The sequence below is a fragment of the Bacteroidia bacterium genome (genome assembly GCA_041391665.1).
Taxonomy (GTDB): Bacteria; Bacteroidota; Bacteroidia; order J057; family J057; genus JAGQVA01.
The window spans coordinates 36,626-61,066 of the sequence record JAWKNO010000002.1; the positions used below are offsets into that span (position 1 = coordinate 36,626).

General features: G+C 46.5%; 21 protein-coding genes. 4 read left to right on the top strand and 17 right to left on the bottom strand.

Going from position 1 to position 24,441, the window contains the following annotated elements:
• Positions 1-85 precede the first annotated feature (85 nt).
• The 7 genes from R3D00_11885 to R3D00_11915 form a co-directional block, all read right to left on the bottom strand.
• Positions 86-2,026: a T9SS type A sorting domain-containing protein gene (locus R3D00_11885; protein MEZ4773874.1), complete on the bottom strand. Its 1,941-nt coding sequence runs from the start codon at positions 2,024-2,026 to the stop codon at positions 86-88.
• Positions 2,027-2,415: 389 nt separating this feature from the next.
• Positions 2,416-3,087 carry a CHAT domain-containing protein gene (locus R3D00_11890; GenBank protein ID MEZ4773875.1) on the bottom strand — a complete coding sequence of 224 codons (672 nt, stop codon included), beginning with the start codon at positions 3,085-3,087 and terminating at the stop codon, positions 2,416-2,418.
• Between the two features lie 40 nt (positions 3,088-3,127).
• On the bottom strand, positions 3,128-3,493 hold the full coding sequence (locus R3D00_11895; protein ID MEZ4773876.1) for a hypothetical protein: 366 nt from the start codon (positions 3,491-3,493) through the stop codon (positions 3,128-3,130).
• A 141-nt stretch (positions 3,494-3,634) separates the two neighbouring features.
• On the bottom strand, positions 3,635-3,922 hold the full coding sequence (locus R3D00_11900) for an RNA-binding protein (GenBank protein MEZ4773877.1): 288 nt from the start codon (positions 3,920-3,922) through the stop codon (positions 3,635-3,637).
• A gap of 164 nt (positions 3,923-4,086) precedes the next feature.
• On the bottom strand, positions 4,087-4,521 hold the full coding sequence (locus R3D00_11905) for an NUDIX domain-containing protein (GenBank protein ID MEZ4773878.1): 435 nt from the start codon (positions 4,519-4,521) through the stop codon (positions 4,087-4,089).
• Positions 4,522-4,803: 282 nt separating this feature from the next.
• Positions 4,804-6,612, bottom strand: a complete 1,809-nt coding sequence (locus R3D00_11910) for a T9SS type A sorting domain-containing protein (GenBank protein MEZ4773879.1) — start codon at positions 6,610-6,612, stop codon at positions 4,804-4,806.
• Between the two features lie 51 nt (positions 6,613-6,663).
• Positions 6,664-7,284 carry a YigZ family protein gene (locus tag R3D00_11915; protein MEZ4773880.1) on the bottom strand — a complete coding sequence of 207 codons (621 nt, stop codon included), beginning with the start codon at positions 7,282-7,284 and terminating at the stop codon, positions 6,664-6,666.
• A 66-nt stretch (positions 7,285-7,350) separates the two neighbouring features.
• Here R3D00_11915 and R3D00_11920 point away from each other — a divergent pair, with 66 nt between their 5' ends.
• From R3D00_11920 to R3D00_11930, 3 genes are all read left to right on the top strand, one after another.
• Positions 7,351-8,466, top strand: coding sequence for an AI-2E family transporter (locus tag R3D00_11920; GenBank protein ID MEZ4773881.1), 1,116 nt, complete (start codon positions 7,351-7,353; stop codon positions 8,464-8,466).
• A gap of 5 nt (positions 8,467-8,471) precedes the next feature.
• Complete coding sequence (locus tag R3D00_11925; protein ID MEZ4773882.1) at positions 8,472-9,032, top strand: NUDIX hydrolase; 561 nt, start codon at positions 8,472-8,474, stop codon at positions 9,030-9,032.
• Positions 9,033-9,153: 121 nt separating this feature from the next.
• On the top strand, positions 9,154-10,110 hold the full coding sequence (locus tag R3D00_11930) for a cytochrome c (protein MEZ4773883.1): 957 nt from the start codon (positions 9,154-9,156) through the stop codon (positions 10,108-10,110).
• Between the two features lie 48 nt (positions 10,111-10,158).
• On the opposite strand, the gene R3D00_11935 is transcribed toward R3D00_11930, so the two are convergent.
• The 8 genes from R3D00_11935 to R3D00_11970 form a co-directional block, all read right to left on the bottom strand.
• Complete coding sequence (locus R3D00_11935; GenBank protein ID MEZ4773884.1) at positions 10,159-10,593, bottom strand: hypothetical protein; 435 nt, start codon at positions 10,591-10,593, stop codon at positions 10,159-10,161.
• 3 nt (positions 10,594-10,596) lie between these two features.
• Positions 10,597-11,577 (bottom strand): hypothetical protein, encoded by a 981-nt coding sequence (locus R3D00_11940; protein MEZ4773885.1) that lies wholly within the window; start codon positions 11,575-11,577, stop codon positions 10,597-10,599.
• A 69-nt stretch (positions 11,578-11,646) separates the two neighbouring features.
• A complete protein-coding gene (locus R3D00_11945; protein ID MEZ4773886.1) occupies positions 11,647-12,435 on the bottom strand; it encodes a hypothetical protein in 789 nt (262 codons plus the stop codon).
• Positions 12,436-12,460: 25 nt separating this feature from the next.
• Positions 12,461-13,855 carry an enolase C-terminal domain-like protein gene (locus R3D00_11950; protein MEZ4773887.1) on the bottom strand — a complete coding sequence of 465 codons (1,395 nt, stop codon included), beginning with the start codon at positions 13,853-13,855 and terminating at the stop codon, positions 12,461-12,463.
• Between the two features lie 17 nt (positions 13,856-13,872).
• Positions 13,873-16,161, bottom strand: a complete 2,289-nt coding sequence (locus R3D00_11955; GenBank protein ID MEZ4773888.1) for a cytochrome C — start codon at positions 16,159-16,161, stop codon at positions 13,873-13,875.
• A gap of 51 nt (positions 16,162-16,212) precedes the next feature.
• Positions 16,213-18,372, bottom strand: coding sequence for a metallophosphoesterase (locus R3D00_11960; protein MEZ4773889.1), 2,160 nt, complete (start codon positions 18,370-18,372; stop codon positions 16,213-16,215).
• 21 nt (positions 18,373-18,393) lie between these two features.
• On the bottom strand, positions 18,394-20,532 hold the full coding sequence (locus R3D00_11965; GenBank protein MEZ4773890.1) for an adenylate/guanylate cyclase domain-containing protein: 2,139 nt from the start codon (positions 20,530-20,532) through the stop codon (positions 18,394-18,396).
• Positions 20,533-20,547: 15 nt separating this feature from the next.
• Positions 20,548-21,165: a Uma2 family endonuclease gene (locus tag R3D00_11970; GenBank protein MEZ4773891.1), complete on the bottom strand. Its 618-nt coding sequence runs from the start codon at positions 21,163-21,165 to the stop codon at positions 20,548-20,550.
• 70 nt (positions 21,166-21,235) lie between these two features.
• Between R3D00_11970 and R3D00_11975 the strand changes: the two genes are divergently transcribed.
• Positions 21,236-22,324 (top strand): Ldh family oxidoreductase, encoded by a 1,089-nt coding sequence (locus tag R3D00_11975; protein MEZ4773892.1) that lies wholly within the window; start codon positions 21,236-21,238, stop codon positions 22,322-22,324.
• On the opposite strand, the gene R3D00_11980 is transcribed toward R3D00_11975, so the two are convergent.
• Both R3D00_11980 and R3D00_11985 read right to left on the bottom strand, forming a co-directional pair.
• Positions 22,319-23,335 carry a zinc-binding dehydrogenase gene (locus tag R3D00_11980; GenBank protein ID MEZ4773893.1) on the bottom strand — a complete coding sequence of 339 codons (1,017 nt, stop codon included), beginning with the start codon at positions 23,333-23,335 and terminating at the stop codon, positions 22,319-22,321. The genes R3D00_11975 and R3D00_11980 overlap by 6 nt on opposite strands.
• Before the next feature lie 26 nt (positions 23,336-23,361).
• Positions 23,362-24,402: a sialidase family protein gene (locus R3D00_11985; GenBank protein ID MEZ4773894.1), complete on the bottom strand. Its 1,041-nt coding sequence runs from the start codon at positions 24,400-24,402 to the stop codon at positions 23,362-23,364.
• Positions 24,403-24,441 lie beyond the last annotated feature (39 nt).

Genomic DNA, 24,441 nt, shown 5'->3' on the forward strand with positions numbered 1-24,441 from the left:
GATTTTGTTGGGTTAAGGTAAGTGATTTAATTCTTCGGGTAAATATAGAAGAATCTTTTGGAAAACCATGCGCGAAAACTGCAAATTAGGGCTGCTGGTTTTGCATGAGCTGATGTAAGATTACGCCATTATCTCCTACCAACTGCATCAAATATATGCCCGGTGGTAACGCTGGAACCTTCAGGGAAATAAAATTCCATCCGGGGTGGATATTTATTTTGTCATACCTTTGGACGACTCTTCCTGAAAGTTCCCGCAAAACTACCTGATAGCTACCAGTTTCTTTTGTTTCCAGTTCTATATGAAGTGTCTGGCCAAAGGGTTGGGGAAAAATTTTCCAACCAGTGATGGGTTCTCTTTTATCTATGCCCGTTTGGTTCCGCGTTTCTTCCAGGATCACAGGCGAAAATCCCAGTTGGATTAAAAAAGGATTTCCTGTCTCAATCAGGTCTGCGGCTACTGTTTTTTGTCCGGGCATCGAAATTACCCGGGTAATTTTCACGCTGTCCGTTGCTACCGGAATGTTCACGGTTTCACCATTGGGTATTTCCGGAGTATCTGTATTCCAACCTGTCTCACTCCACGCTATATAACAGGCAGTTCCTCTTTCCCGCTCAAATTTATAAACCCTGGTATAGGGATTATTGCTGACCGGAAGACGGGAAGCTGAGGTGAAATCATGCAATTTTTCTATCAGCATTTTCATCGTCCAGGCGGCGGGTTTCATGATATAGTTTGTATTTTTATTACCAGTCATTCCGCTCCATCGCCAGGGACCGGTAAAAAGATTATATACAGGATTTTGGGGGTTTGGGTCATTAGTCATTGAATAGCAAACCCTTTCAGCTCCTTCTCCAAAGGTCGTCGCAAAACATTTTACTGCTTCCCTGGCAGTTTTGGCATTGTACCAGTTGATCATGGCAGAATCTCCGTTGTTTGTTCCCGCAATCAATGTCTGATAATTGGGAATAAGCGGATTGGGAAAATCTCCTTCAATCGAATCTCCGCCTATAAATTGTGTAAATCCGTCGTTGGGTTGGGTAGCAGTAAACATAGCCGACCACATATCATCGACAAAAATGGGTTTTCCGGGGGCAAATGTTTTGACAAAACGCAGTGACTGATCCGTAGCTTTCCAGCCCATGTGGGGATGCCAGCCGATGTAATCGCACTTTACGCCGTCATTGTCATTTCCCAGCCTTGAAATCAAATAGGAAAGACTGTCCCAGCTTTGTGTGTACAGGCTTCCGCCCAGGTTGTCTCCATTGAGCCGGGCCTGAACTGTCGGTCCGTTTATATCGGGATAATCGGGAAAATCCGAATACAGATCAAACCACAATCCGCCGCTGCCGACGAGTTTGGACTTACCGGAGGGGTCAGCGTCTTTCATAGCCTGATAAGTAACTTCGTGAAGCCTGACAAGATTGGCCATATTGTCTTCCCAAAAACCCTGTCCACTGCGTTCGCTGACATCGCCATTGCCTGTACCGTTTACATACACTTCCTGTTCCATCACGTAAAACCTGACAGGGATCAACAGTCCGGGCATATCGTCTGTCCCGTCGCCATCGTATCGCTCCACTACCGCATGGACATAGTTATACCAGTGTTGCCAGTGGTTGGAGTCAGGAGCACACTCTTCCGGAATGAGTGAAATCGCATCAATGCAGTCAGGGTTGAGGGGGTACGACCAGGGGGCATTGGCAACGAAGTAAAAGACAAATTCGAAACCGTATTTCTGGAAACGGGTTATCCATTCGTCAGTTTTGGAGAAGTCGATATCAGCGGAATCCGAATCCTGCATCAGGTCCCAACTGATGCCATTGACATTGATACCACCGCGCACAGACTGCGCAGCGCTTACCTGCGCAATATGGCTGAGCAGGGTATCGTGGTGAGATTCGAGGATTCCGATAAGAAAATTGGGTTCAGTTTCATCGTATTCAAACCCGAAGCGCCATTCAGGGGTTTGGGAGAATACAGCTATGGCCTGAAGCAAAAAACAGATCACGGCGAGCTTTTTCATAGTCCGGCAGATTAGTGGTTACTGAGCGTAATATAAAAAAGACGTTGAGGAAGGGGGGAATGTGGAATTTAAGACACTTCCTCCATGTGCACGAGTTTGGTTCGCACTGCATCAATGATTTTGAGCGGTTTTACAGCGTCTTTTTTCTTGAAGTATTTTGACACGAAGGCAAACTGATGCGGAACAGGTAATCGCGAGCAGCATAATAGTAGAATTTCACATAGTAGTAACCGTCGCGACGAAGGGTGGTGTAGTGTCTTTATCTGTAAGGCAGTCTGAATATAGAGCTAAGTTAGGGAAAATTGGGATATACTTTTGAACCGTACTTATTTTACGGTTTCCGGTCTTTCAATTTTTGTTCCGTATCCACCAACCATTCTTTTACGGATTTAATGTTCTGAATGGGGAATCGAATTGGTTAGTTTCCAATTGAGGATCGTTTCATTTTGAATGTATAACCCCCAGGCTAATAAAGTGCTTTCTCCACCTTTGGCTTTCAAGTGGAATCCTCTGAATATCCCTTCATTTACATCAACAGGATCAATCGTGGTTTTGGCTTTGAGGAACGACTGTTGAAGAGTATTTCCAGCTACTAACGAGTCGTAAAAGGTTATAGAAAAATCTTTAGCTATTGTATCAGAAACCCGCATGCTCGTAGCAATAACTGCTGGTATCCCTGATTCTTGAAGAGTTTTTACATGATTTTCAGTAGCGCAGCCATTAAGAAATACCAGTTTGAGGTTTTTCTCGGACGCAAGAAACGCCTGTAACCCTGACTTGTGAAAAGGAAGTGCATTCCCTTTCTGATCTGCAAACTGTAGTTTTACTCCATCATTATGTCCCGAAAAATGAAAGATGATTAATTGATCTTTGTATTTGTTTAAATCTCGAATAAGGTTTTTAGGTTCTGAAGTAGCGGCTGTATAACAAATACCCATCCCATTTTGCATATAAGGGATGAACGTGCTTTGTAATTCATCTTGTTCAGATTTCAATGCTTCCAGAAACTTACCGTTCAGGTCATTGGCAAAGGTGAGGAAGATGACTGGTTTTTTAGGCATAATTCCCCAATGCGATATTTTTATGGTATAAAAATACTTGCTAATCTTCCTTATCCGGGTTATCCAACAGACGATCAGTTCTTACTGTAAACCCCAAAAGACGGGCAAATCCTTCCAATAGATTAGCGAAAAAACCAAAGAATGATTCCCAAAAAGTTTTGGGCTTGGATTCAATGGCAGCTTTAATTTGGCGCAATTCTTTGTCAATCTCCCCCAAAGTAATAATGTATGGTCCTAGGTCTTCATTATGATCAGTTGCCTGTTCTATAATGCGCTCAAGCATTGAAGTACAGGTATTGAGCCTTTTCTCCAGGTCAGGTTTACTTTCTGTATCAATAACTTCACTCAAATCCCGGATTTTCATTTGAAGCTTATAGATATAGCTAGAAATATGGGGAATAGACATGGCGATTATTTTAAAATATCTTTTTCATTTTACTGTATCATGGCCGAGGATAATTTAGTCGAAATCGTTTTGAAATTCAAAAAAAAGAGGCAACCCAAAGGCTGCCTCAAAATCTCGTAAGTAGTGGTGGTCTGAAACTTATTACCAGCGTCTTGGACCTCTGCTTCCGCCGCGGTCGTTATTATTTGTCTTTGGACGTGCCTCATTGACTTTCAGGCGGCGGCCAGACATCTCTCTGTCGTTCAAACCGTTGATGGCTTCTTGTCCTTGGTCATCGTCTTCCATTTCTACGAAGGCAAAACCTTTGGATCTTCCTGTATCTCTGTCAAGTACGATCTTAACAGAAGTTACATTGCCGAACTCGGAGAAAGCTTCCTCCAGATCCTGCTCAGTGAGGGAATAAGCGAGATTCCCAACATAAATGTTCATAGTAAAAAAATTAAAAAGACAAAAAATTCATAATTCAAATATAAGCCTAATTTTTTGATAAAAGAACCATCTGCCTGAAAATGATTACATTTAGGCTAAATAATTGAAAATTAGCGATATTTGAAAAAAAAATGGATGGGAAAAACAGCCTGGAAAAAGTTCGGTTATTCGGAAAGAATTTCCAATAAACCTTCAGGATACAGGCGGGCGCGATTTTTTTTGAATTCCGCTATCGGTTTCCATATTGCCCTGATCTCTTGTCCGTCGTCATCTCTTCCTATGATCAACTCTTTGCGATAGGCGGCTTTATTGACAAATTCTCCTTCAAATACAAAGATGATCTCATGGCCGGGATTGCCTTCATAATGGAACAGGTTTTCGGTGGGGCCAATGAATGTCAGGTTGGTGATTTCTTCTCCGATTTCCTCTTTTATCTCTCTGCGAATGGTTTCCCAGCTATATTCGCCAAAAACCACGCCTCCGCCCAACGGACGAAAAAATGCCTCTTCTTTTGCTTTATCGTATCCTTCTGCAACCAGAATGGAATTTTCCTTCCGGAATATGCAGAGAGCAATTGGTCTGATGGTAGGGATATTCATACGCACATCGGTTATTCTTACAGGACCATCCGGTAATCGTGCTCGGCAAGTTTGGATACAGGAGTAGGGGTTTTAGATTTGTCCGCACAATACTATATAAATCTTACTGAATAACGCCTTCGTTTATGCTTTTGTCTTTACAAGTAGCCCGGAGTGGACGGGGGGTTCCACCGAACTATTTTTCCCTGAAATTGAGGGGTTGGATTTGATTTTTTGGCCTTTATCGTCGCTGAATCGAAGATTTTGGTAACTTTTTTTATAAAATCTTACATCTGGGATGTGCTATTCAACCACCCATTTTGTACTGAATATCGTTCTTTCTTCCACATAGAGTCTGACTTGGTACAACCCACCCGGAAGATGGGTTGAAAGGGTCTGTTCTCCGGGATATAATTTCTCCTCTGTAAATACGGTTTGCCCCAGCATATTGCTGATCTCCAAACGGGCTTTCCGGGGCTGCGAAGCACTTGTCCAACGCAGCGTAAAATCTCCTCTCCCCGGATTGGGATAGAGCGTAACAGGAGGGGTTTCCAACGGGGTTTCCACATCTACACTCAGGCAGGTTGCCCCACTCAAAATACCTCTTTGGCAAAAATGGAAAATGATCATTTCTGAATGAATGCCTCCGTACAAGGCTGTGTCTGCCTGTAAAAACAAATGCGCCGCCTCCGGCAGGCTCATCTGGCTATAATTGCTGTATAGCTCCTGCAATACCAGCCGGTCGGTTACGGTCTCCCCAATCTCATTGCGTATCTGAATCATCGTCGCTGCCCATAGTTCTCCATACGTGTATATGCTTGTGCTCATCGGTGGATAAGTCTGGTTGCTGATAACTGTGCGCCCCGCCCAATACTCGTTATGACCGTCCCAGTTGAATATTTCCGACCAGCCAAATCCTGCATTCAAACTTTTCGAATAAATCGCAGCAAAATAATCGCAAATCCCTTCATCCAACCCTCTCCGCTGGGTCCCCGAATTGCTTTCCTGGGAAGCTGCATAAGAAAGCGCGTGTCCGTATTCGTGCACAATCACATCGGCATCCTCCGCGTCATCCACGCCTCCGTCGCCAAAAAGTATATAAGAATTGCCGCTATTGCTGATAAAAACCGACTGATCGCTGTTTGACTTACCATGTGGATCTACTTCCAATGGCGCGTTCTGAAGGTTGAGAAAACCCAGCGACTGGACAAACCGCTGGAAAGTATCTATATGGTAATAGACCATTACGTCCTCAAACTCGCTCTGATCTCTGCCAAAAAAGAAATCTCCGTCAAGGGAAGTTGCCGGTGTATCATAAAATGGCGCCCGGTCTGAAATCTTTACATAAGGGCCGTTTAACCGGAAAAGGGGATCGTCCCAGGTGATATTGCGCAATTCAACTGTATCCATCAATCCTTCCAGCACAGGACTGTGCGCATCGTTATTGTCTACAAAACTGTCACCATAATTCACATTCCCCCGGGTGCAGGGGTTGGGCCGGAATACCCGGCCTCTTCCGCTAGTATCACTTGCCTGGGAAGAATGAAAATACATACCTCTGTCCTCACGGCGGATTTCTGTACCTGTGACTGCGTCAAACAAAATTTCTTCACTTGACACATGCCCATTGGAAAAGGTTTCTATCCGGTAAACAGGATGAAGCTGGTTGTCGCGAATCAAATATACCGGTTCGATGTTGGCGTCAAATGCGCCTTCTTCGGCCACTCGCTGGAGAAGGTCTTCCTTCGAATAACTAAACGGGGAGGGCGTTGTCGCTTCGAAAGTGGCAAGCGTCTGCAAAAAGGAGGAAATCCTGGTGGCGGGAACGAGGTTTACTTTGACCCCCGCCCCGTAAATCGGAACTCCCTGCCAGGTTTGCCGATAGGTAAAATGGCGCCCCCCCGGGCTTTCTGTATCGTGGGCAAGCCTGAGCGCAGAGCCTGTATTTTCCAGCAGGGGAAAGTTTTGTGTGGTGATCTGGCGGATCAGGGTTTCGTCGGCTTCGGATCCCACAGGAAGATGGACGATACGAAGGGTCTGAGCAGGCAGATAAAGGGCGGTAATAACCAGAAAGAAGGCCAGTGGGAATATATGCAGGGAAAACTTTCTCATTAAGGTTGTTGCGGTTAGCTTAGCTATACATTTAGGTGGCGGGTTTTTTCCCTACTCTGAAACAGATTCGAGTGAAAATCCTGCCTGTTCGAGGATATTACGCAATTCAGGAAAATCGGCTTCTTTTATTGACAATGTCTGATGGCATGCGGTGTTATATTCTGCTGAAACCGTCTGCGTTTCAAAGCGATGAAGGATTCGGTTGATGTCGGATGTTTTTTCGTAAGGAAAGGAAATGGCAAAAGTAATCTTCGGGATAACCTGTACCATCGTATTTGCCCTGATGGCTTCTTCCGCGGAATGGCGGTATGCTTCGATGAGTCCGCGCACGCCCAGTTTTGTTCCGCCAAAATATCGCACAACAACAATGGCCGTATTTGTCAGGGAAAATGATCGGATTGCACCGAGAATGGGCGCGCCGGCACTGTGTGAAGGTTCTCCGTCATCGCTGGCAAAGGTCGTCTCGCCATATTTGCCCAGCCTGTAAGCATAACAGTGATGGCGTGCATCATAATATTGTTGCCGTAAGGTCTGGAGCAGAATTTCTATTTCTGAGAGTGTCGTTACCGGGGATGCAAAAGCGTAAAACTTCGACCCCCTGTCGCGAAAAAAACCTTCTGAAGGTCTGGTGAGTGTAAATAGTTCCTCGGCCATGGGGTAAATTTCTTCCATCCAACCAAAATTTGCAAGACATATTATTTCTCACATTCGCGGATATGGTTTAATTTGGCAATTACTATGAATAGCATCAGGCAATATACTCAGATATTTATTTTCATTCTCCTGGGCTTGTTGGTACTGGGATTGATTGGCGTGGTCCTGTGGTTTTTGCGGGATATCGTAAGTTATCTGATTGTCGCAGCCATTATTGCATTGATGGGCAGGCCTGTGTTGCGGGTGTTGGGTAAGGTAAAGATTCGCAACCGGCAGCTTCCTGATGGAGTGAATGCGGCAATCTCACTGGCGGTGGTGTATGGTGTGGCTTTGACCATTTTCCTGATATTCATTCCCCGGCTGATCAAACAAACCGAAAAACTCGAAAATGTAAAAATGGAAACCATTTCGAGCAGCCTTCAGGAACCGATTGCAGCGATTGACCGCGTAATTGATAAGTATCAATTGACGGATAATGGAATGTCTGTGGAAGAATATTTTGCTTCAACTGTAAAGTCTGTAATTACCTCTGCACGCGTTTCCAATATTGCCAATTCGCTCGTAGGATTTACCGGGGATCTTTTGATCGGTTTTTTTGCTATTTCGTTTATTGCCTTTTTTTTCCTGAAACAGCGTACGCTGATGCACCAGATGGTCATCGTGTTTATACGACCTGATTATAAGGAAAAAGTAAATACGATTCTGGTAAGTATTAAGACACTGTTGACGCGATATTTTGTCGGTGTGGTGGTCGAAGTGTTGCTGGTAGGAGCGCTAATCACTTTGGGACTGACGATATTGGGGGTGGAAAATGCGGTGCTGATCGGCTTTTTTGGCGGATTGTTTAATGTGATTCCCTATCTCGGCCCGATCATTGGCGGGGTATTGGGGATATGTCTGACGATCCTCGGTTCTCTGAATCTGAACTTTTACGATGAGATGATTCCTCTGGTGATCGGGGTAGCAATTGTCTTTGCAGTTGTACAGATGGTGGATAATTTTATTTTCCAACCTATGATCTACTCAAACAGCGTAAAGGCTCACCCGCTGGAAATTTTTCTGGTGATTTTGGTTGCCGGGAATCTTGCCGGGGTAGGGGGGATGATTGTGGCTATTCCCGTCTATACCATTTTGCGTGTGATTGCCCGGGAGTTTTTTGACCAGTTTGAAGTAGTACGCAGCATAACGAAAGACATCTGATGAATATGAATGAGGTAACTGACCACAATCCCTGGACCATCCTCGCTTCTGAAGAAATCTATGAAAACCCCTGGATTAAACTCACCGAACATCAGGTGCTTAACCCTGCGGGTAACCCTGGTATCTACGGTACCGTTCACTTCAAAAACCAGGCGGTAGGGGTAGTACCTTATCAGGATGGATATATCTGGATGGTGGGGCAGTATCGTTTTCCCTTGAAAAAGTTTTATTGGGAGATCCCTGAAGGCGGCGGGCCTTACGGTGAAGATCCTGCTGAAACGGCCCTTCGCGAGTTGAAGGAAGAAACGGGGCTTACCGCTTTATCCGTTACGCCATTATTTCAAATGCACTTGTCCAACTCTGTGTCCGACGAATGGGGAATTGTCTACCTGGCTACCGGCCTATCGCAAGGCGAATCTTCTCCTGAAGAGACAGAGTCCCTCACGATCAAAAAAATGTCGCTGGAAGAAGTGTATGAGGAAGTCGAGGCTGGCCGGATTACAGATTCGCTGACCGTAGGCGCAGTTTACAAGCTTATGGTGATGAAATTGCAGGGGAAATTGTAAATGCGACATAGTTGAAATACGTTGCGACATAGCTGCTATGCCGCCCGCTGGCAGAGGGATTTACTTTGTGTTTATGCTTTTACAGCTAATAACACAATGTTTCACCCTAAATCTCTCTGTTATGAAAAAAGCCCTGAAAATCACCGGACTTGCCGCAGGTGTTCTGATACTTATCATAAGTCTTGCCATTGCCTGGTTTCAACTCAAACCGCTGCCTACTTATGATGTCGTTGATAGCGGCCTAAAAGTCGAAGTAACCCCTGAACGTGTACATACCGGCGCATTGATCTCCGCCAACCTATGTGCTGTCTGTCATATGGCAGACGATGGTACCCTGAGTGGCCGGCAAATAGAAGACGTAGATGGGTTGGGTAAAATCTATTCGGCCAATATCACCCAGCATAAAGTGTATGGAATTGGCCATTATACCGATGGCGAATTGTTTTATCTGTTTCGCACCGGAGTCAAACGCGACGGGCATTTAGTGTTGCCAATGATGTTTAGCAGCTTACAGATGTCAGATGAGGATTTGTTTTCACTCATTGCCTTTTTGCGGTCTGATGACCCTGCGGTTCAGCCTTCGGAGAATATTATCCCCCGATATAAGCAGACTTTTCTTTCAAAGATGTTGTTTAATCTTGCCTTCAAACCCCTTCCATGGAGTGGTACGCCGGTGGTGGCGCCAGATAAAAACGACAGAATTGCCTATGGAGCATATCTGGTAAAAGGAAGGCATATGTGTTATGAGTGTCATTCAGGCAGTTTTGAGACCAATGACCCCATCAACCCTGAGAACTCGGCCAGGTATTTAGGTGGTGGAACAGAGTTTCTCGATATCCGAACCGGGGAAGTAATAACAATTCCCAATATCACACCCGATCCGGAGCATGGCATCGGCGATTATTCACTCGAAGAATTTATCACTGCGGTAAAGTATGGCAAAAACAATGAGGGCAGGATGTTGAGGTTCCCCATGATGCCATTTGCCGGCGTTGACAGTAGCGATATTACGGCTATTTACCAATACCTTCAGACAGTTCCCCAACTTGGCCCTCCCACAGAAGCAGCAAATATGTAGGTGAAAGATGGCTTTTTGTTGGAAACCCCTGCTTTGGCGGGGGTTTTTTTATGCCCATAATTTCAATCTTGTAAGATTAGTTGGCAATGAGGCACCCATACTTACTCCATCTTCAGTTACACTTAATCCGACAGATGCCCCCAAAATCGTGTTAGTAGAAAACACGTTTTCTCCAATCATAATAGCATTTGAAAAAATTTTACATGTAGGAAGGTGGCCAACACTTATGCTTGAGATGATTTTTTGTTTAGGATCGAAGTGGTATAATTCATTACCATTTTTCTTAATAATAAACCCATCAGAATTAGGATAATATTCAATATCAGGTGCAGGTCTGTCTCCCAGAATTTCAAGCTTTGCCTCGACCCCAGATAAATCAATGATTGATAACCGACCTTCCTTATCTACTAATATTGCTCTGGTTCCCCACAAAAGAGGAATATCAACTAGATCGAAATTATTGGAGCCAATGGTTATGTTCATAACTTATAAAATATCTTTTAGTGAATTTAGCCTATCCAGGTAATCTTTGTCAAATAGTTCTGGTAAATTTATTACGAATTCTGTTCTAAACTGTTGCTGAGGATAATCTTTTCCTGACGATGAGGATAGTTCATAGAAAATAACTTTGGTTATGGTCATTTCATTATTGATCATTAACTTAACTTTTCCTGAGAGAATGTTACCCTCGGATTCCAAAAATACAATTTTTGCGATTATTTGTTCTACTCCTTCTGTACCTTGAAAAAAACTATCAATAAATAACTTAAACTCATTTTCATTCTTATTAAAGTCAGCTTTAAGAAAAACATTCCAATGCCTTTTCAATACTTCTTTAACGGCCAGATCATACGATGATTCAATTTCTAAAAAATGGAGAGCATTATCTAAACTTTTTAGACGAATTAGCCCGGATGACTGCGCTTCAGAATCGCCTGCCTTTGAAACATGTATTTCATCCTTGCTAAGCAGTAGTGCTCCTTCTTCTTTTGTTGCAATCCTTACAGAAATGCACCAAATCACCAGATCACGCATTTCATCAGAATTCTTCTTAGAGTTTTCTGAGGAATAACTATGTGGTGGTAACCTCAAAGCTGCTCGCTCTTGTGCAGATTGAAAGTCTTCCAGCAGAGGGTGTTCAATTTGTACCGAAGCTCCACAACTTTTTAATTCTGCAACGAGGTCTCTGTGAAAATGGTCGGGTAAATCATAGTTTCTAAAACTGTGACCAATTCCCCAGTATTCTAGTTCATTTTGTAAACCTTTAAACTTCTCTACAAGCGCTTTAATATTATCCCTTTGAATTCTTTCTAATTCCAATTCGACCGTTTTCGGGATTATGATTGTATGGCCTGACTGGTTGATCTTCTGGCAAAACTGACATAGTGATCGAGAGATATCGCCATTCTTTTTAGCTGAAGGTAGCTGCAATTGGGTAAGAATATCCGAGTTGAAAATGATTTTCATGTAGCTAAAATAAACAAAGGAATATTTAGTTGCAAATATGTATAATTAATTCCTTTTGTTATTTTTTCATCACTGCTTATACCAGATCTGCTTTGACCCGTTGTCAAATTTGAGCATCAGCGTCGTCCCTTCAATATAATACCCCGAGTAGGGATACCATTGGTTGCCGCCTTCTTCCATGACGTAAATCACACCGCCTTTGGCTTTCCAGAATCCGCGCTCATAGTCGCCGCTGTTGCCGGTATCGGCACTGGCCGAACCAAATGCATTGTCTCCCCCTGCCATGACCCGGCCATTGCCATAAAGAAATGCTCCGTCTGCCTTGAGGTGCATGAAAAATTGCGAAACAGAAGAAAACGTTCCGCTGATATAGGTTTCCGTATGTTCCCACGAACCGATCAGCCGGGCGTCGAGCTCTGATGAGGCGATCTGTGGTTTGGGTGTGGATGGGGTCTGTACCTGGGTGGTTTTTCCGGTTCCTGCGGTCTGAGCAGAGGCTCCTGCTTTTTGCATGACGATTTTCTGCGCCTGGTCATACAGGGGTTTCTGAAACAGACTGAGCGGGATAATGGAAAAAATCAGGTCTTTTCCCTGCATGCCGGCTTCAAAATATACCGGAATGCCAATGGCAGTCTGAAGCTTACCTTTGACCAGCCCGTTTTCCTCTACGCCTTCCAGTGGGTAAATGTCGCCGTTGTCATCAAGCATTTGCCCGGTGAGATTGCCTTTGCCGTTGAGGGTAAGTACAATTTTTCCGTTGGCTGTCTGGGATGAATAGGTTCCGGCAAGGGAAGGTGTCTGGCTGAATGCGGACATGGTGAAAATGATAATTGAAAAAACGGAAAGCAGGATTTTCATATACTTAAGGTTGAGGTGGAAATAACTAACGCTGAAACATGGCTTCAAAGTGAGGGGAAGGCATAAAAATTCCGCCGCTTTTTTCAAAAAATTCTTTTCCGGTTTCATACACTCCCTGTACGGGTTTTGTCCAGGGTGCATCCGCCATCGGGTGCCAGGTGCGCATTTCTTCCCAGTTCTGGTAGTTTTGCCAGCCATTGGTTTCCTGAAGGCCAAAGTCCATATCCGGAAACGGTGCAAGCCGCGCAGCAATGGCTTTGTTCCAGTCAACAAGCAAAGGGTTGACCGTAAGGTCTGCACAGAAACAAGGGATATTTCGCTCAAAACATTCCTGCGCGATTTTAATGGTCATACTCATGGTCTTGGCAATGGCTTTGACTGCGATGGAATTGTAGCCTTGTTCGATTCGTTCGATGGATTCTTTTACTGTATGTGCACTTTCGTCGGCTGCGATCCGTGGCCCGCGGGCTGCGAGGTCGTGAACCGGTTCCTGATTCCGCTCGCCAAAGGGTTCTTCCATTACGGCGATTTGCGGGAGTGCACCGATTTTTTCGGCGTGGTCGAGAAATTTGTGCAGGGTGTCTTTGCTGTCATAACGGCCATTGGCGTCAAAATAGTAAGGAAGTTTCCCGTCTTTGGTATGTGTGGTTTCAAAATGGCCGATGGTTTTGTGAATGGCGGAAAGGAATTCTTTGTCTTTTTCCAGCATTTCTTCCTGCGTACCGGGTGCACCGATTTTGATTTTCATAATAAAAAATCCCTGTTCGGCCATTTGTTTGATCTCTTCCATCGGGGTTCCGTAGGATAGCGCCGGAATAGCTGCAACTTTTCCATGGCGGAAGGAAAGCCCCGGGCGAAAGGTTTCCGGAACCATTTCGTCAAAATTTTTCATCTGATTGGCTTCGGCATAATGGAGCCAGGCGGCATTGTCCACTGCCACCAGCGCATTGAGCGCAAAGGTCGTGCGCAGGTCGGGGTTGCGGGTAATGGTTTTGCCGTAGGCGAGCACCTCGGGCAGCAACTCGTCGAGAAGGGTCATCGGATCGGTGAAAGTCTGCCCCTTCAGCATCTGAAGGGCGCGTTCGGTCATGGCAAACATGAGGGCATTGCCGCCATTCTCCGAATGGGCGAGAAAGGTCGTCGCATCGCACCACAACACACTCTGAATGCCCGGCCCCACCTTGTGGATGCCTTCGTCGGTTTCCATAAAGGCGGCTGTCTGCCAGTTGTTGGTGAGAAATCCGCCCTTAAATCCAAAGGGACGCCGTAGTTTCTGCCTGTCAAAATTGGCATCTACCTTGGCAATGGTGATTTTTTTGCGCACAGGCTGTGCATTCATGCATCCGGGCGTTACCGCCATTCCCGCTGCTGCCAGTGCTGTAAAAGCTCCCGCTTGTTTTACAAATTCTCTGCGATCCATAATGTAGGGTAGGTTATTTATTTGCTATACCACGCTTCTCCACTCCATAGTTGCTGGCCGGAAGTGCTGCGAAGGTTTTCATTTAAAAGAAAATATACCACATGACCGGGTTTGAGCCCGGACAAGGATATGGTTACTTTTTGCCGGTCTTCACTTACCGTGAGTTTGCCGATATCCAACGTTTCTTTTCCCAGCTTCGGACCGCCGTATGCAGCCGTAGGTTCATAATACCATTGTTGAATGCTGGTGAAAATATCCATCATTTTTTCGGTTCCTTCTGCGAGTGATTCGGTAAATGTTATTTCAAAACCGTCTTCTTTCTGCCGCACAGCCAGCATTTCAAATACGTTATGCCCGTTGTATTTCATTCGCTGAAGACCGTACTTCTTTCCATTCCAGCCCCAGTTTCCATTCATGCCTACACCGCCAACATATAAGCCGCCATCGGGCCCCCAACGCATACGGTTGATTCCTGCTTCCAGCCCCTGGGTAAACCGAAATACACATCCGTGATAATCTCCGTTTATTTTTTCCAGAAATACCCGCTTGATTCCTCCATGGGTTACTTCTCCAAACAGCATCTGTCCCACATAGGGCCCGTCTTGCATAATGGTGGGCTCGCCCGGACTGTTGGCAATTTCATCATGCGGAAGCCATAACGCAGGCGCTGCCATGGTTCTGCCTGCATAGGTGTCGCCCCAGCCAAACTGACATCCGTGAAAGTCGCCCTGGCGCAGATGAATCAGCTTGCAGGCAGGCACCCACTGCCCCTGATTTTCTGTGAGAAATATTTCTCCGTCAACGCCTATTCCGATACCATTACATTGCCGCAGACCAGAAACTACTTCTTCCCATGTCCCGTCTTTGCTGATGCGAATGGTTTTTCCCCGGTCAGGATCTTGCAACTCGTTGGACATCAGCCGCATGGCAAGTCCCAGATTGGCGTAAAAATAACCGTCTTTCCATACCAGCCCATAGGCAAATTCGTGAAAATCAGCAGTTGCCCCAAAGCTGTTGCAAATGGTTTTGTACTGGTCCGCTGTGCCGTCGCCGTCTTCGTCTATGAGTTGGGTGAGTTCATGTTTTTGCAGAACAAATATTTCTCCGTCAACCACAGTTATTCCCAGCGGCTCAGACAGACCTTCGGCAAACCGTTTGACGGTCACTTTTGACGAATCGCCGGATTCCACCCCTTCAAGAATATAGACCCCACCCACAGAGTCCCAGGTAGTGACGAGCAGTTTTCCGTCTGGCAAAAAAGCGAGTCCGCCCACCCTTGGCTTGAAGCTTTCGGGGTGAATCGTTGTTACGTCGTATGCCGGGTGAATGCCGGCAAGTGCTGCGCCAAAGCCGGGTCGTGTTGGGGTTTCCGGCTGAATGGCTGTTTTCGCTGATTGTTTTTTTTCTGGTTTGGCGCGTGGTTCTAGGCTGAGGATATAATCGACCATGGGGCGGATGTCTTTTTCCTCCAGATGGGAATGCGGGATCATGGCAACTTCTCCCCAAACTCCCGAACCTCCGGTTTTGACTTTTTCTACCAGCCGGGTGATGGTTTCTTTGTCTGGCTCATACCTGGCCGCAATTTCGCGATAACCCGGGCCTATGGTCGTTTCTTCTTCCCGGTGGCAGGTATTGCAGCCGCTGCGGTCGAGCCAGTACTGGCCGATATGCCCGATGATGGCTTGGGTTTTGGGTTGCTGATGGGGCAAAGAAACAAATGTGTGGACAATACGTGTGGGTTTGGCTGTGTGTAGCGTAATCATTTTCCTGCCGTCTGAAACTTTCACAGATTTTCCTTCCTGAAGAGTGTGAACGGTGAATGTTCTGACCAGTGATACTGAATCCCCTTTATTTGCAAATTCTGGTTGTTCTTCTATGTTGGCGACAATGGTTTTCCCGGCTCTGATTTCGTATTGGATGGTAATGTGATTGTCTTTCAAATGGTATCCGGAAAACTGAAGCTCAAAAGGAATGTCTGTTTCATTTTCCGCCACCTCCCATAGCTGGTCTGTGGGTGCAGGCTGCCAGTAAGCCGTTCCCCTGCTTTCGGGTTGTACGGTTTTGATATCGTTGTATGCGGCTCCTTCTAAGTCAATCCCGCCTTTCCAGACTTTATATATTCGACAGGTTTGGGCAGAATAGGCAATGTACATCGAAGTGTCAAGTGCCAGTGTCAGCATCCGGGGCTGCTGATCCAGCACCGACCGGATCACCCACGGGTCCATGGGACGAGCCGGTGTCGAAGTCTGTTTTGTACAACTCCAAAGCAGGGAGACAGATATAATCAGAAAGAAATGACGGCTCATGGGATATCGCAATAAGGGCTTTTATCCCGGGTAATATAAAAATAAAATGTTTTATTCACGCTCAATGTACTGGTGTTCGCCAGCGATATGCCTGTTGACTTTCTTCCAGATTCGGTTTTCGGGTTTGGGTACAAGGGGTTCCCCATTGACATTACTGACTAGCGTTACGGGTGTTTCTGCGAAATTTACCGCAATGTCATCGAAAAATACGCCCGTGGTTTGATCTTCACTTTCATTTGCCGTCCAAACGCCCAGGGTGATAATCAGACGGTCAATGTTTGCGTCAAAGAATTTTCCCGGCCTGGCCAAATTTTCTTCGAAATCTTTCAGAATATTGAGATTCACCTCTTTCCATGTATAGGGCTGGCTTTCACTCAGGTCATAATGCTGATACCAGACCTGAGCTGCCTGGCTGTATTTTCCACCCGGATCCTGAATGATCATACCGGCAGAATATACCATGTTCAGGCGTTTGCGGCTTCCCTGGAATCCTTCTACCCAGACAAATGCACCTGCCTCGCAACCAGGGTCAAAGGTTTGGGGATCCAGCTTGTAAGAAAACGTTATCACAGGCGCTTTTCCGGCAGGCACTGCAAGGGGCTGACATACCTGATAAAGCGTCTGCGGCATGCGATCCTGCCCGGGAATATGATACCCGCGACCTTTGCAGCCAAGATACAGTGCCTGAGAATGTCTGCCTGAAATCACCCGTTGTACTTCACACCTGAAGGAGGGACTTTTATCCTCCAGATAAACAAACCTGCGGTGCCAGTGTGCCAGGCCCTCTTCAAAACTTCCATTGAGGATGGTTTCGCCTGCCGGCAATTCCCATTTGTCATTTAGCCAGAGCGGCCAGGCACTGGGGGTAAACTCCTGAAGTAAATCAGGGTAGGGAAATACCTTGTTGGTCACAGTCTTAAAGCTGACATTTGCCTGATTCCCACTGATTTTTACGATGGTTATTCCCTGGGTGGGGCCTCCGTCAAAATCTGGTTCCCCAAAACTCCGCGGGCGGTAACCCGCTGCAGGAAGATTAATAAAACGGATACCCTTATAGGTGATGGCTGTTTTAAACGAAGCTTTGATGGGAATATGAACGTGTCCGCTGAAAGCGTATTGCACATTTCCATGTTTGGTGAGAATCTCCAGCAAAAAGCGTTTTACGGCTACACTTTCGACATAATTGATCAGCGGGTCAATGCCAATAGGTTGTAGGGGAACATGGTGAAAAACAATCACCGGGCGATTGGCATTGGCGGCAAGATCATTTTCCAGCCATTCAAAATAGTGTGGATGTGTTTCCCAAAAATGTGTGCGGAGCGGATCGGGGAAAACTACAAAATGCCACTGTCCCAGGTCAAATGAATACAGGAGCTTCTCCAGGCCATTGATCTGTTTCTGGGCAGCAAAAAAGTTGTTAAACTCCTCCATATAATAACCCGGAGAAAATACGGCATTGTACCGGGTTTCATGGTTACCGACCTGAAACAGGATAGGTACCTTGATTTTTTCAAAAAATGAAAGCATCTGTTCATAGTTTTTCGCCTGCCCTTCACTATCCACGATGTCGCCGTTTACAATTACAAAAGCGGGGGGAGGCGTGAGTTCATTTACCAGGCGAATGCTTTCTTCAATAAATGCATTATGAATTTTCATTCGGGCAGGTACGCGGTTGGTGGGCTCTTCCGGGTTCCCTCCCTGTGGGTCGGACATAATGACAAAAGAGAAATTTTCCCCGGGACCGGCAACTGAAACATCCGCAGGATTTATGATGCCTGTTTCCCGGTCAAGAAGAAAGTTTGCGTTAACAATGGCTGTTCCCCAGGGCGCCGACCATGTTTTATGTTCCAATACATCTTTCAGCGTAAATTTGACAGATTCTTTTTCTGATTTCAGGGTCAGCGTTGTGGTTTCTTTTGCGCCTTCCAGTCGAATCAGCATTATATCTATCGGGTCAAAAAACCAATTGCGGATCGTATGGCTTTTTGCACCGGAAACGATCACTTTTCCTGCGGTTTGCGGAGATGTTCCGGTGAATTCTACCCGAAGGAGAATATGCCCCTCGCGGGTAAATGCTTCATCCAGTGTGTGGATGGTGCCATAGCTGTAGCCGGGGAGTTTATCCGGACGAATCTTACCTGCCGGAAGCGCAAAAGCAGGCAAACTCATTCCTGCTGATTTGAGAAAATTGCGACGGGAAGTTTTTCGCATGAGGGTTTTTTAGGAAAGTAATTATTTCTCAATCATCAACTCCACGCCATTCCAGTCCTCGGCTACGCCTTCAATCAGGTTCATCTGGCTGTTGTGGAGATATTTTTGTGCGGCGGTATCTTCCGGATCCACAGCGAGTACACGATCGAAAGCGGAGGCAGCCGCAGCAAAATTCCGGTCGAAATAGGCTTGTAATCCGTCTGTAAAGTCTGAAAGCGTTTGTTGGCGGAGTTTTCTTACGTTTGGAGACTCCCCTTCAAACGATTCATAAACGCCGAGGGGCGCCACTCTGCCTTTTACCTGAACTTTACCGAGGTAGCGAAGCGCAGCGTCTTCAGTATGGCGACAGGTCGTCTCACTGAGAATAACCGAAACATCAAAATATTTGGTCAGCCCTTCCATCCGCGAAGCGGTGTTGACAGTGTCTGATACGACGCCGGCATCCATGCGGAGCGTGTCTCCAATTACGCCCATCATCAGCGAACCGGTGTGGAGGCCGATACCTGTGCGAATGGGTTGCCTTCCCTTTTGTATTCTGGACTGGTTGTAGTTGATCAGTTCCTGCTGTATGGCTATCGCAGCATTTAATGCATCAGAAGGATCGTCGAGAAACAGTGCCATGATCCCATCGCCAAAATACTGATTGACAAAGCCGCCGTTGTTTTTGATGATAGGGCCGACTCTTCCGAGGTAAGCGTTGAGGAAGTGGAAATTTTCTCTCGGAGTCATTTGTTCAGAAAGAGTCGTGTAGGAGCGGATATCGGAAAACAAGACCGTAACTTCTTTTTCCACACAGTCACCGAGTTTGATATCCAGGACGCTGTTGTGTCCCAGTGAACGAAGAAATTCGTGCGGGACAAATCTGCCGAAGGCAGTATTGATTTTGGAAAGTTCACTGTTGAGCGCTTCCTGTGCGGCCAGCCTTTCGGCCTGAGCGGCGAGTTTTTCGCGTTCGGAAAGGCGCATTTTATAGCCCAGCCCCAGAGAGAAGATGAGAATCTCAACAATAAACGCCATAAAAAACATGAAAATATTTATCTGATTCTCCAGTAACAGATTCACCGAAAAATAGACAAAACCAAAAAGAAAAACTGCAGCAGAACCTATGGTGAAAAACCAAACCAGCGGTTTGCGGGTTTGGATTAACCTGACGCATAACCCCATGGCAATCAATGCATCCACAAAGAAAAACCCAACCTCTACCTGAATAACCAGAAGAATATTGTGCCAGAAAAATATGATGGAAATCTGTGTCAGAAAAAGCAGGGCTTTCACTCCGATATACCTTTTGAGCCATTTATCCCAGACCGGCACAATATCGGGGGTATTGACAAATCTTCTTCCAAACAAAAAATAAAATATGCTGATCCCACTCAGAAAGGAAAAAGTCAGATAGTCTTTGATTTTGGGAATGGATATGATCTCATGCGGCCCGTCGGCAAACATGATAAATCCGGCCAGGCAGAAAACATACAGCGAATAATACAGATAGGTCTCTTCTCTGGAGGTGAAAAATACCATCAGACTATACAGAAACATAATCGCCAGAATGCTGATAAATCCGCTGATCAAGACATTCCCCTGTTCGAGGTTGATTTTTTCAAATGCATTTTTGTCCAGAAAGTAGAGGTTTACTTTTGCCAGGGAATGGTTGATTTCTTTTTGCCTGAAATAAACCGTGGTGGATGAACGGGCCGGGAAAGTGTACCCTATGGCAATAAGTCCGTATTTGACCAGATCGCGGTCCTTGCCTGCTACATTGACGCCTGAACGTTTTTCTGCCCAGGTTCCGGCAGTGTCGGGAAAATAGACGATAATTTCTGCACTTCGGCTCTGGTCCATGAATACGCCACTGACAGGGCGGTTCAGCTTATTTTCAATGGTAACTTTTGACCAGAGAATATTTTTATAACTGGTGGCTTCGTGCTTTTTTTCCCAGGGCAAAAACTGATTGACATACCTCCCGCTGCTGATCTGATCAATGGTGAGGTTTGCGGTTGTATCTTCCAGAACCAGAAGGTGGGTCTTCAGATTTTTGCCAAATTCCATACTGTCGATGACAAACAGCAAGGAATCGGAAGGCTGCATTGTCTGGCCCGAAATACTGTTTCCGGCACAGAAGATCACAACGATCAGGGACAAAATCAGTCTGTACTGCATGGGATAGGAATGGAATCAGGATAGGGACACCCGTTCGTAAATGTGGGAAACCGGAATCGCAATATCAAGTGAATGAATTTGCACCCAATCGTCTTCATGAAGGTAAGTCCGGATTTGCCAGTCTCCGCCCGGTTTCCTGAAAAAACTTTCCACTACCATTTGGTACTGATCAATTAATATATATTCCTTTAGCGAAGGAATCATCCGGTACAGCCTGAACTTTCTGGTTTTATCGTAGTTTTGGGTTGACTTTGATAAGACTTCGATAATCAGATGTGGATTGGTAACGGCCCCACTGTATTGATTATCTTCCTTTATTTCTCCGCAAACCACAAATGCATCGGGGTAAAGAAAAATATTTCTGCTTTCAATCGATATTTTTACATCACTGCCAAAAGTCGTACATCCCAAATTTCCGGAGCGGGTTTTTTCCTGAATCCTGAAGGTAATATTACTGATAATCTTTCCATGATTAATTGTCCCTCCGGCCATGGCATAAATATATCCATCGATATATTCATACCGGACATCCGGCGCTGCCTGTTCCAGAAGAACAAATTCGTCCAGCGTGTAATACCGATCCAGCTTTTGTTCGCCCATAGCTTCTATTTGCTTAAAGATACGATTTCGCATGGAATTTCGGGAATTTCAGTTGAAATTCAATTCTGGTAATCATCAAGAAACCCGATCCAATTTCACAGCAATGCCCCTGTATCATACTTTTTCCCCTTCCGCACTGGAAGACTTTACTGCCGAAGTTTTTCAGTTTTACAAAATACCCGCACCAGATGCCCGCCTGGCGGCGGAAGTTTTGTTATACAGCGATCTTCGCGGCATTGATTCGCACGGCGTAGCGCGGCTGAGCACCTATTGCGGCCTTTTGGAAATCGGTCGTATCAATCCTCGTCCTGACATCCGTATTTCCCGCGAGCGAAAAGCCACCGCCAACGTTGACGGCGACAACGGAATGGGCCTCGTCGTGGGCCCCAAAGCCATGGAAATCGCCATGGATAAAGCCGCTGAATGCGGCACAGGCTGGGTGGCTGTACACAATACCAACCACTTCGGCGCGGCAGGATATTACCCTGTCCAGGCGCTGCACCGCAACCAGATCGGCTGGGCCAATACCAATACCACCAAAGCCGTAACGCCGCTCTGGGGTGCGGAACGAATGCTGGGAACCAATCCCATTGCCATTGCCTTTCCGGGGAAAGACGAACCACCGGTAGTGATTGATTTTGCCACCAGCCTTGTCAGCTACGGGAAAATCGAAATTGCCTGGCGCGAAGGCCGCCCGGTTCCCGAAGGCTGGATCATGGATACTGAAGGTTATATCAGTACCAATCCCCTCGATATGATCGAGGGAGGGGCGTTACTACCGCTGGGCGCATCGTTTGATCTCGGTGGGCACAAAGGGTATTGCCTCTCTGCGATGGTGGACATACTCACCGGCGTGCTCAGCGGCGCCAACTGGGGGCCGTTTGTGCCGCCTTTTGCGGTAAAAGCGCCCTTCACGCCCGGCGGGGTAGGGAAGGGGATCGGCCACTTTTTCGGAGCCTGGGACATTGAAAGTTTCCGCGACCTGAATGAGTTTCAGGAGAATATAGACCACTGGGTGCAAACCATGCGCGCCACGCGCCCGCAGCCCGGATTTGAAAAAGTGATTATCCCCGGTGACCCTGAGCACGAAGCGATGGCAGAAAGATCAGTTACCGGCATCCCCGTAATTGAAGCCGTGGTGCGTGATCTGGAAATAATTGCCCAAAAGACAGGCGTAAAGCTCGATTTATAATTCGCAGACAACTTTACCCATTGTCTGTCCTTTTTGAAACAGGCTTACGGCGTCTTTGAGTTTTTCGAATGGAAAACGATGCCCGACATAAGGTTTTCCTATGTCGATGGGCTGGATTTCTGAAAGGATTTTGTGCATGACTTCTACCTTCTCGTACAGGTGGATGAGGTTAAAGGCCAGTACAGACTTGTTTTTGTCGGTCATGTTTTGTACATCCAGTCTGGGGCGTGTAAGGTAAAGGCGCATGATTTTCAGGTAGTTGGGTTTGTCTCCCGGGAAGCCGTATTGAGCAGAGCCATACACCACCATGCGTCCCATAGGTGCCAGTTGGTCAAAACCCGCCTGAAGCACTTTTCCTCCGATACATTCGAGCACAAGGTTCAGTTCACGGTCGCCGAGGGCTGCTTTGAGTTGCTGTCCGAAGTCTTTTTCCCTTACGATATACTGATCGTAACCTTCTTCCTTCAGCAGGTCGATTTTATGGGGGCTTCCGATTGTGCCGATGGTATAGGCGCCCAGTTTTTTTGCAATGCGGTTGGCCAGGATGCCGACACCGCCTGCGGCACTGTGAATGAGCACGGTCATATCTTTTTCCAGCGCCCCGAGGGGCACGAGGGAGTAGTACGCGGTGAGCACTTGTACGAGATAGGCCGCACCTTCGGCAAAGTCCCAGCTATCAGGAAGTGGAATCAGATATCGGGGATCCTGGTTGATATGGCTGGCATATCCCCCAAACCGGGTTACGCCCATGACGCGGTCGCCAGGTTTGAGATCGGTTACATCTGCACCCGTTTCTTCTACGACTCCGGCAAATTCAAGTCCGGGAATAAAACTTCCTTTGGGCGTGGCGCTGTACAGACCTGCGATGGCAAAAATATCGGCAAAGTTGAGTCCTGCAGCTTTAACTGCTACCCTGACTTCTTGCCTGGCGGGAGGATCAAGTTGCTCCTCTGTAAGTGTCAATGCGGCAACAGAGCCTGCTTTAGGCATTCGGTGGACAGTACGGGTGATCGTTGGTTTTTGCATGAACAGGGTGGTTAGTTTGTGTGAAGGACTACATATTTGATTTTCTCCCGTTTCCAGGTGTAAGTGATATGAATTTTTCCATCGCGGGATTGAATGACAGCCGGATAAGAATATTCGCCTTCTTCATTTTCCAGTACGACCCATTCATCCCAGTGAATACCATCAGCGGAAATAGCTGCAACCAGTGGGGTTCTGGGGCCACCCCATTTGCCTTCGGGAGGCATGGTAGGGTTATAAATGAGCACATGTCTGCCGTCAGCGAGCGTAACGGCGTCAATGCCGGAGTTAGGATTGGGGATATCGGTGAGGATCATGGGAAGCCATGAAGCACCTTGGTCCGCAGAACTGCTGGTACCCACTTTTCCCTGTTTGGTACGGCAGAGCATAGTGATCGTGCCATCGGCAAAGGTCAGCAAAGTCGGCTGAATGGCTTCCAGTTCGTAGGGGTTGTTGATGGGCGGAGTGCGTTCCCAGGTTTTGCCGGCGTCGTGGCTGATTTCCACATGAGAAGTCCATTTTTCGCCAGCTTCATCGCTGCTGGGGGAAATGATGGTGCCATCTGCAAGCTGGATGGGCTTATTTTTAATGGGACCGAGTATGTCATGGGGAAGTCTTTGGGGTTGTGTCCAGGTATTACCACCGTCAGACGACGAAATATACATCCCCCACCATTCGCTGGGGCTGGGGCCAACCTTGTAGAAAAGTACCAATGGCCCTGAAGACGGCTGAAAAAGCACGGGGTTCCAGCAGGGGTAGCGCAGGGTGTCAGACTGGATGCCATTGGCAACTTCTACGGGTGTTGACCATGATTCTCCCTCTCTTCGCGAAAACCAGATACCCACGTCGGGATGTTTTTCATGCGTGCCCCCAAACCATGCGGCAACGATCTGGCCGCCGGGCAATTGCGCCAAAGTGGAGGCATGGCAGGAAGGAAACGGTGCTGTTTCGTAGATAAACTGCTGCACTTCAACAGTTGACGAAACTTCTGCTGCCGGCTGGCAGGCTGAGCCCAGAAGGCAAAGGACGATTAGGGGGAATGCAAGGTTTTTCATTGTACCAAAAAAGGAAATAATTAAAATAATATCACTATC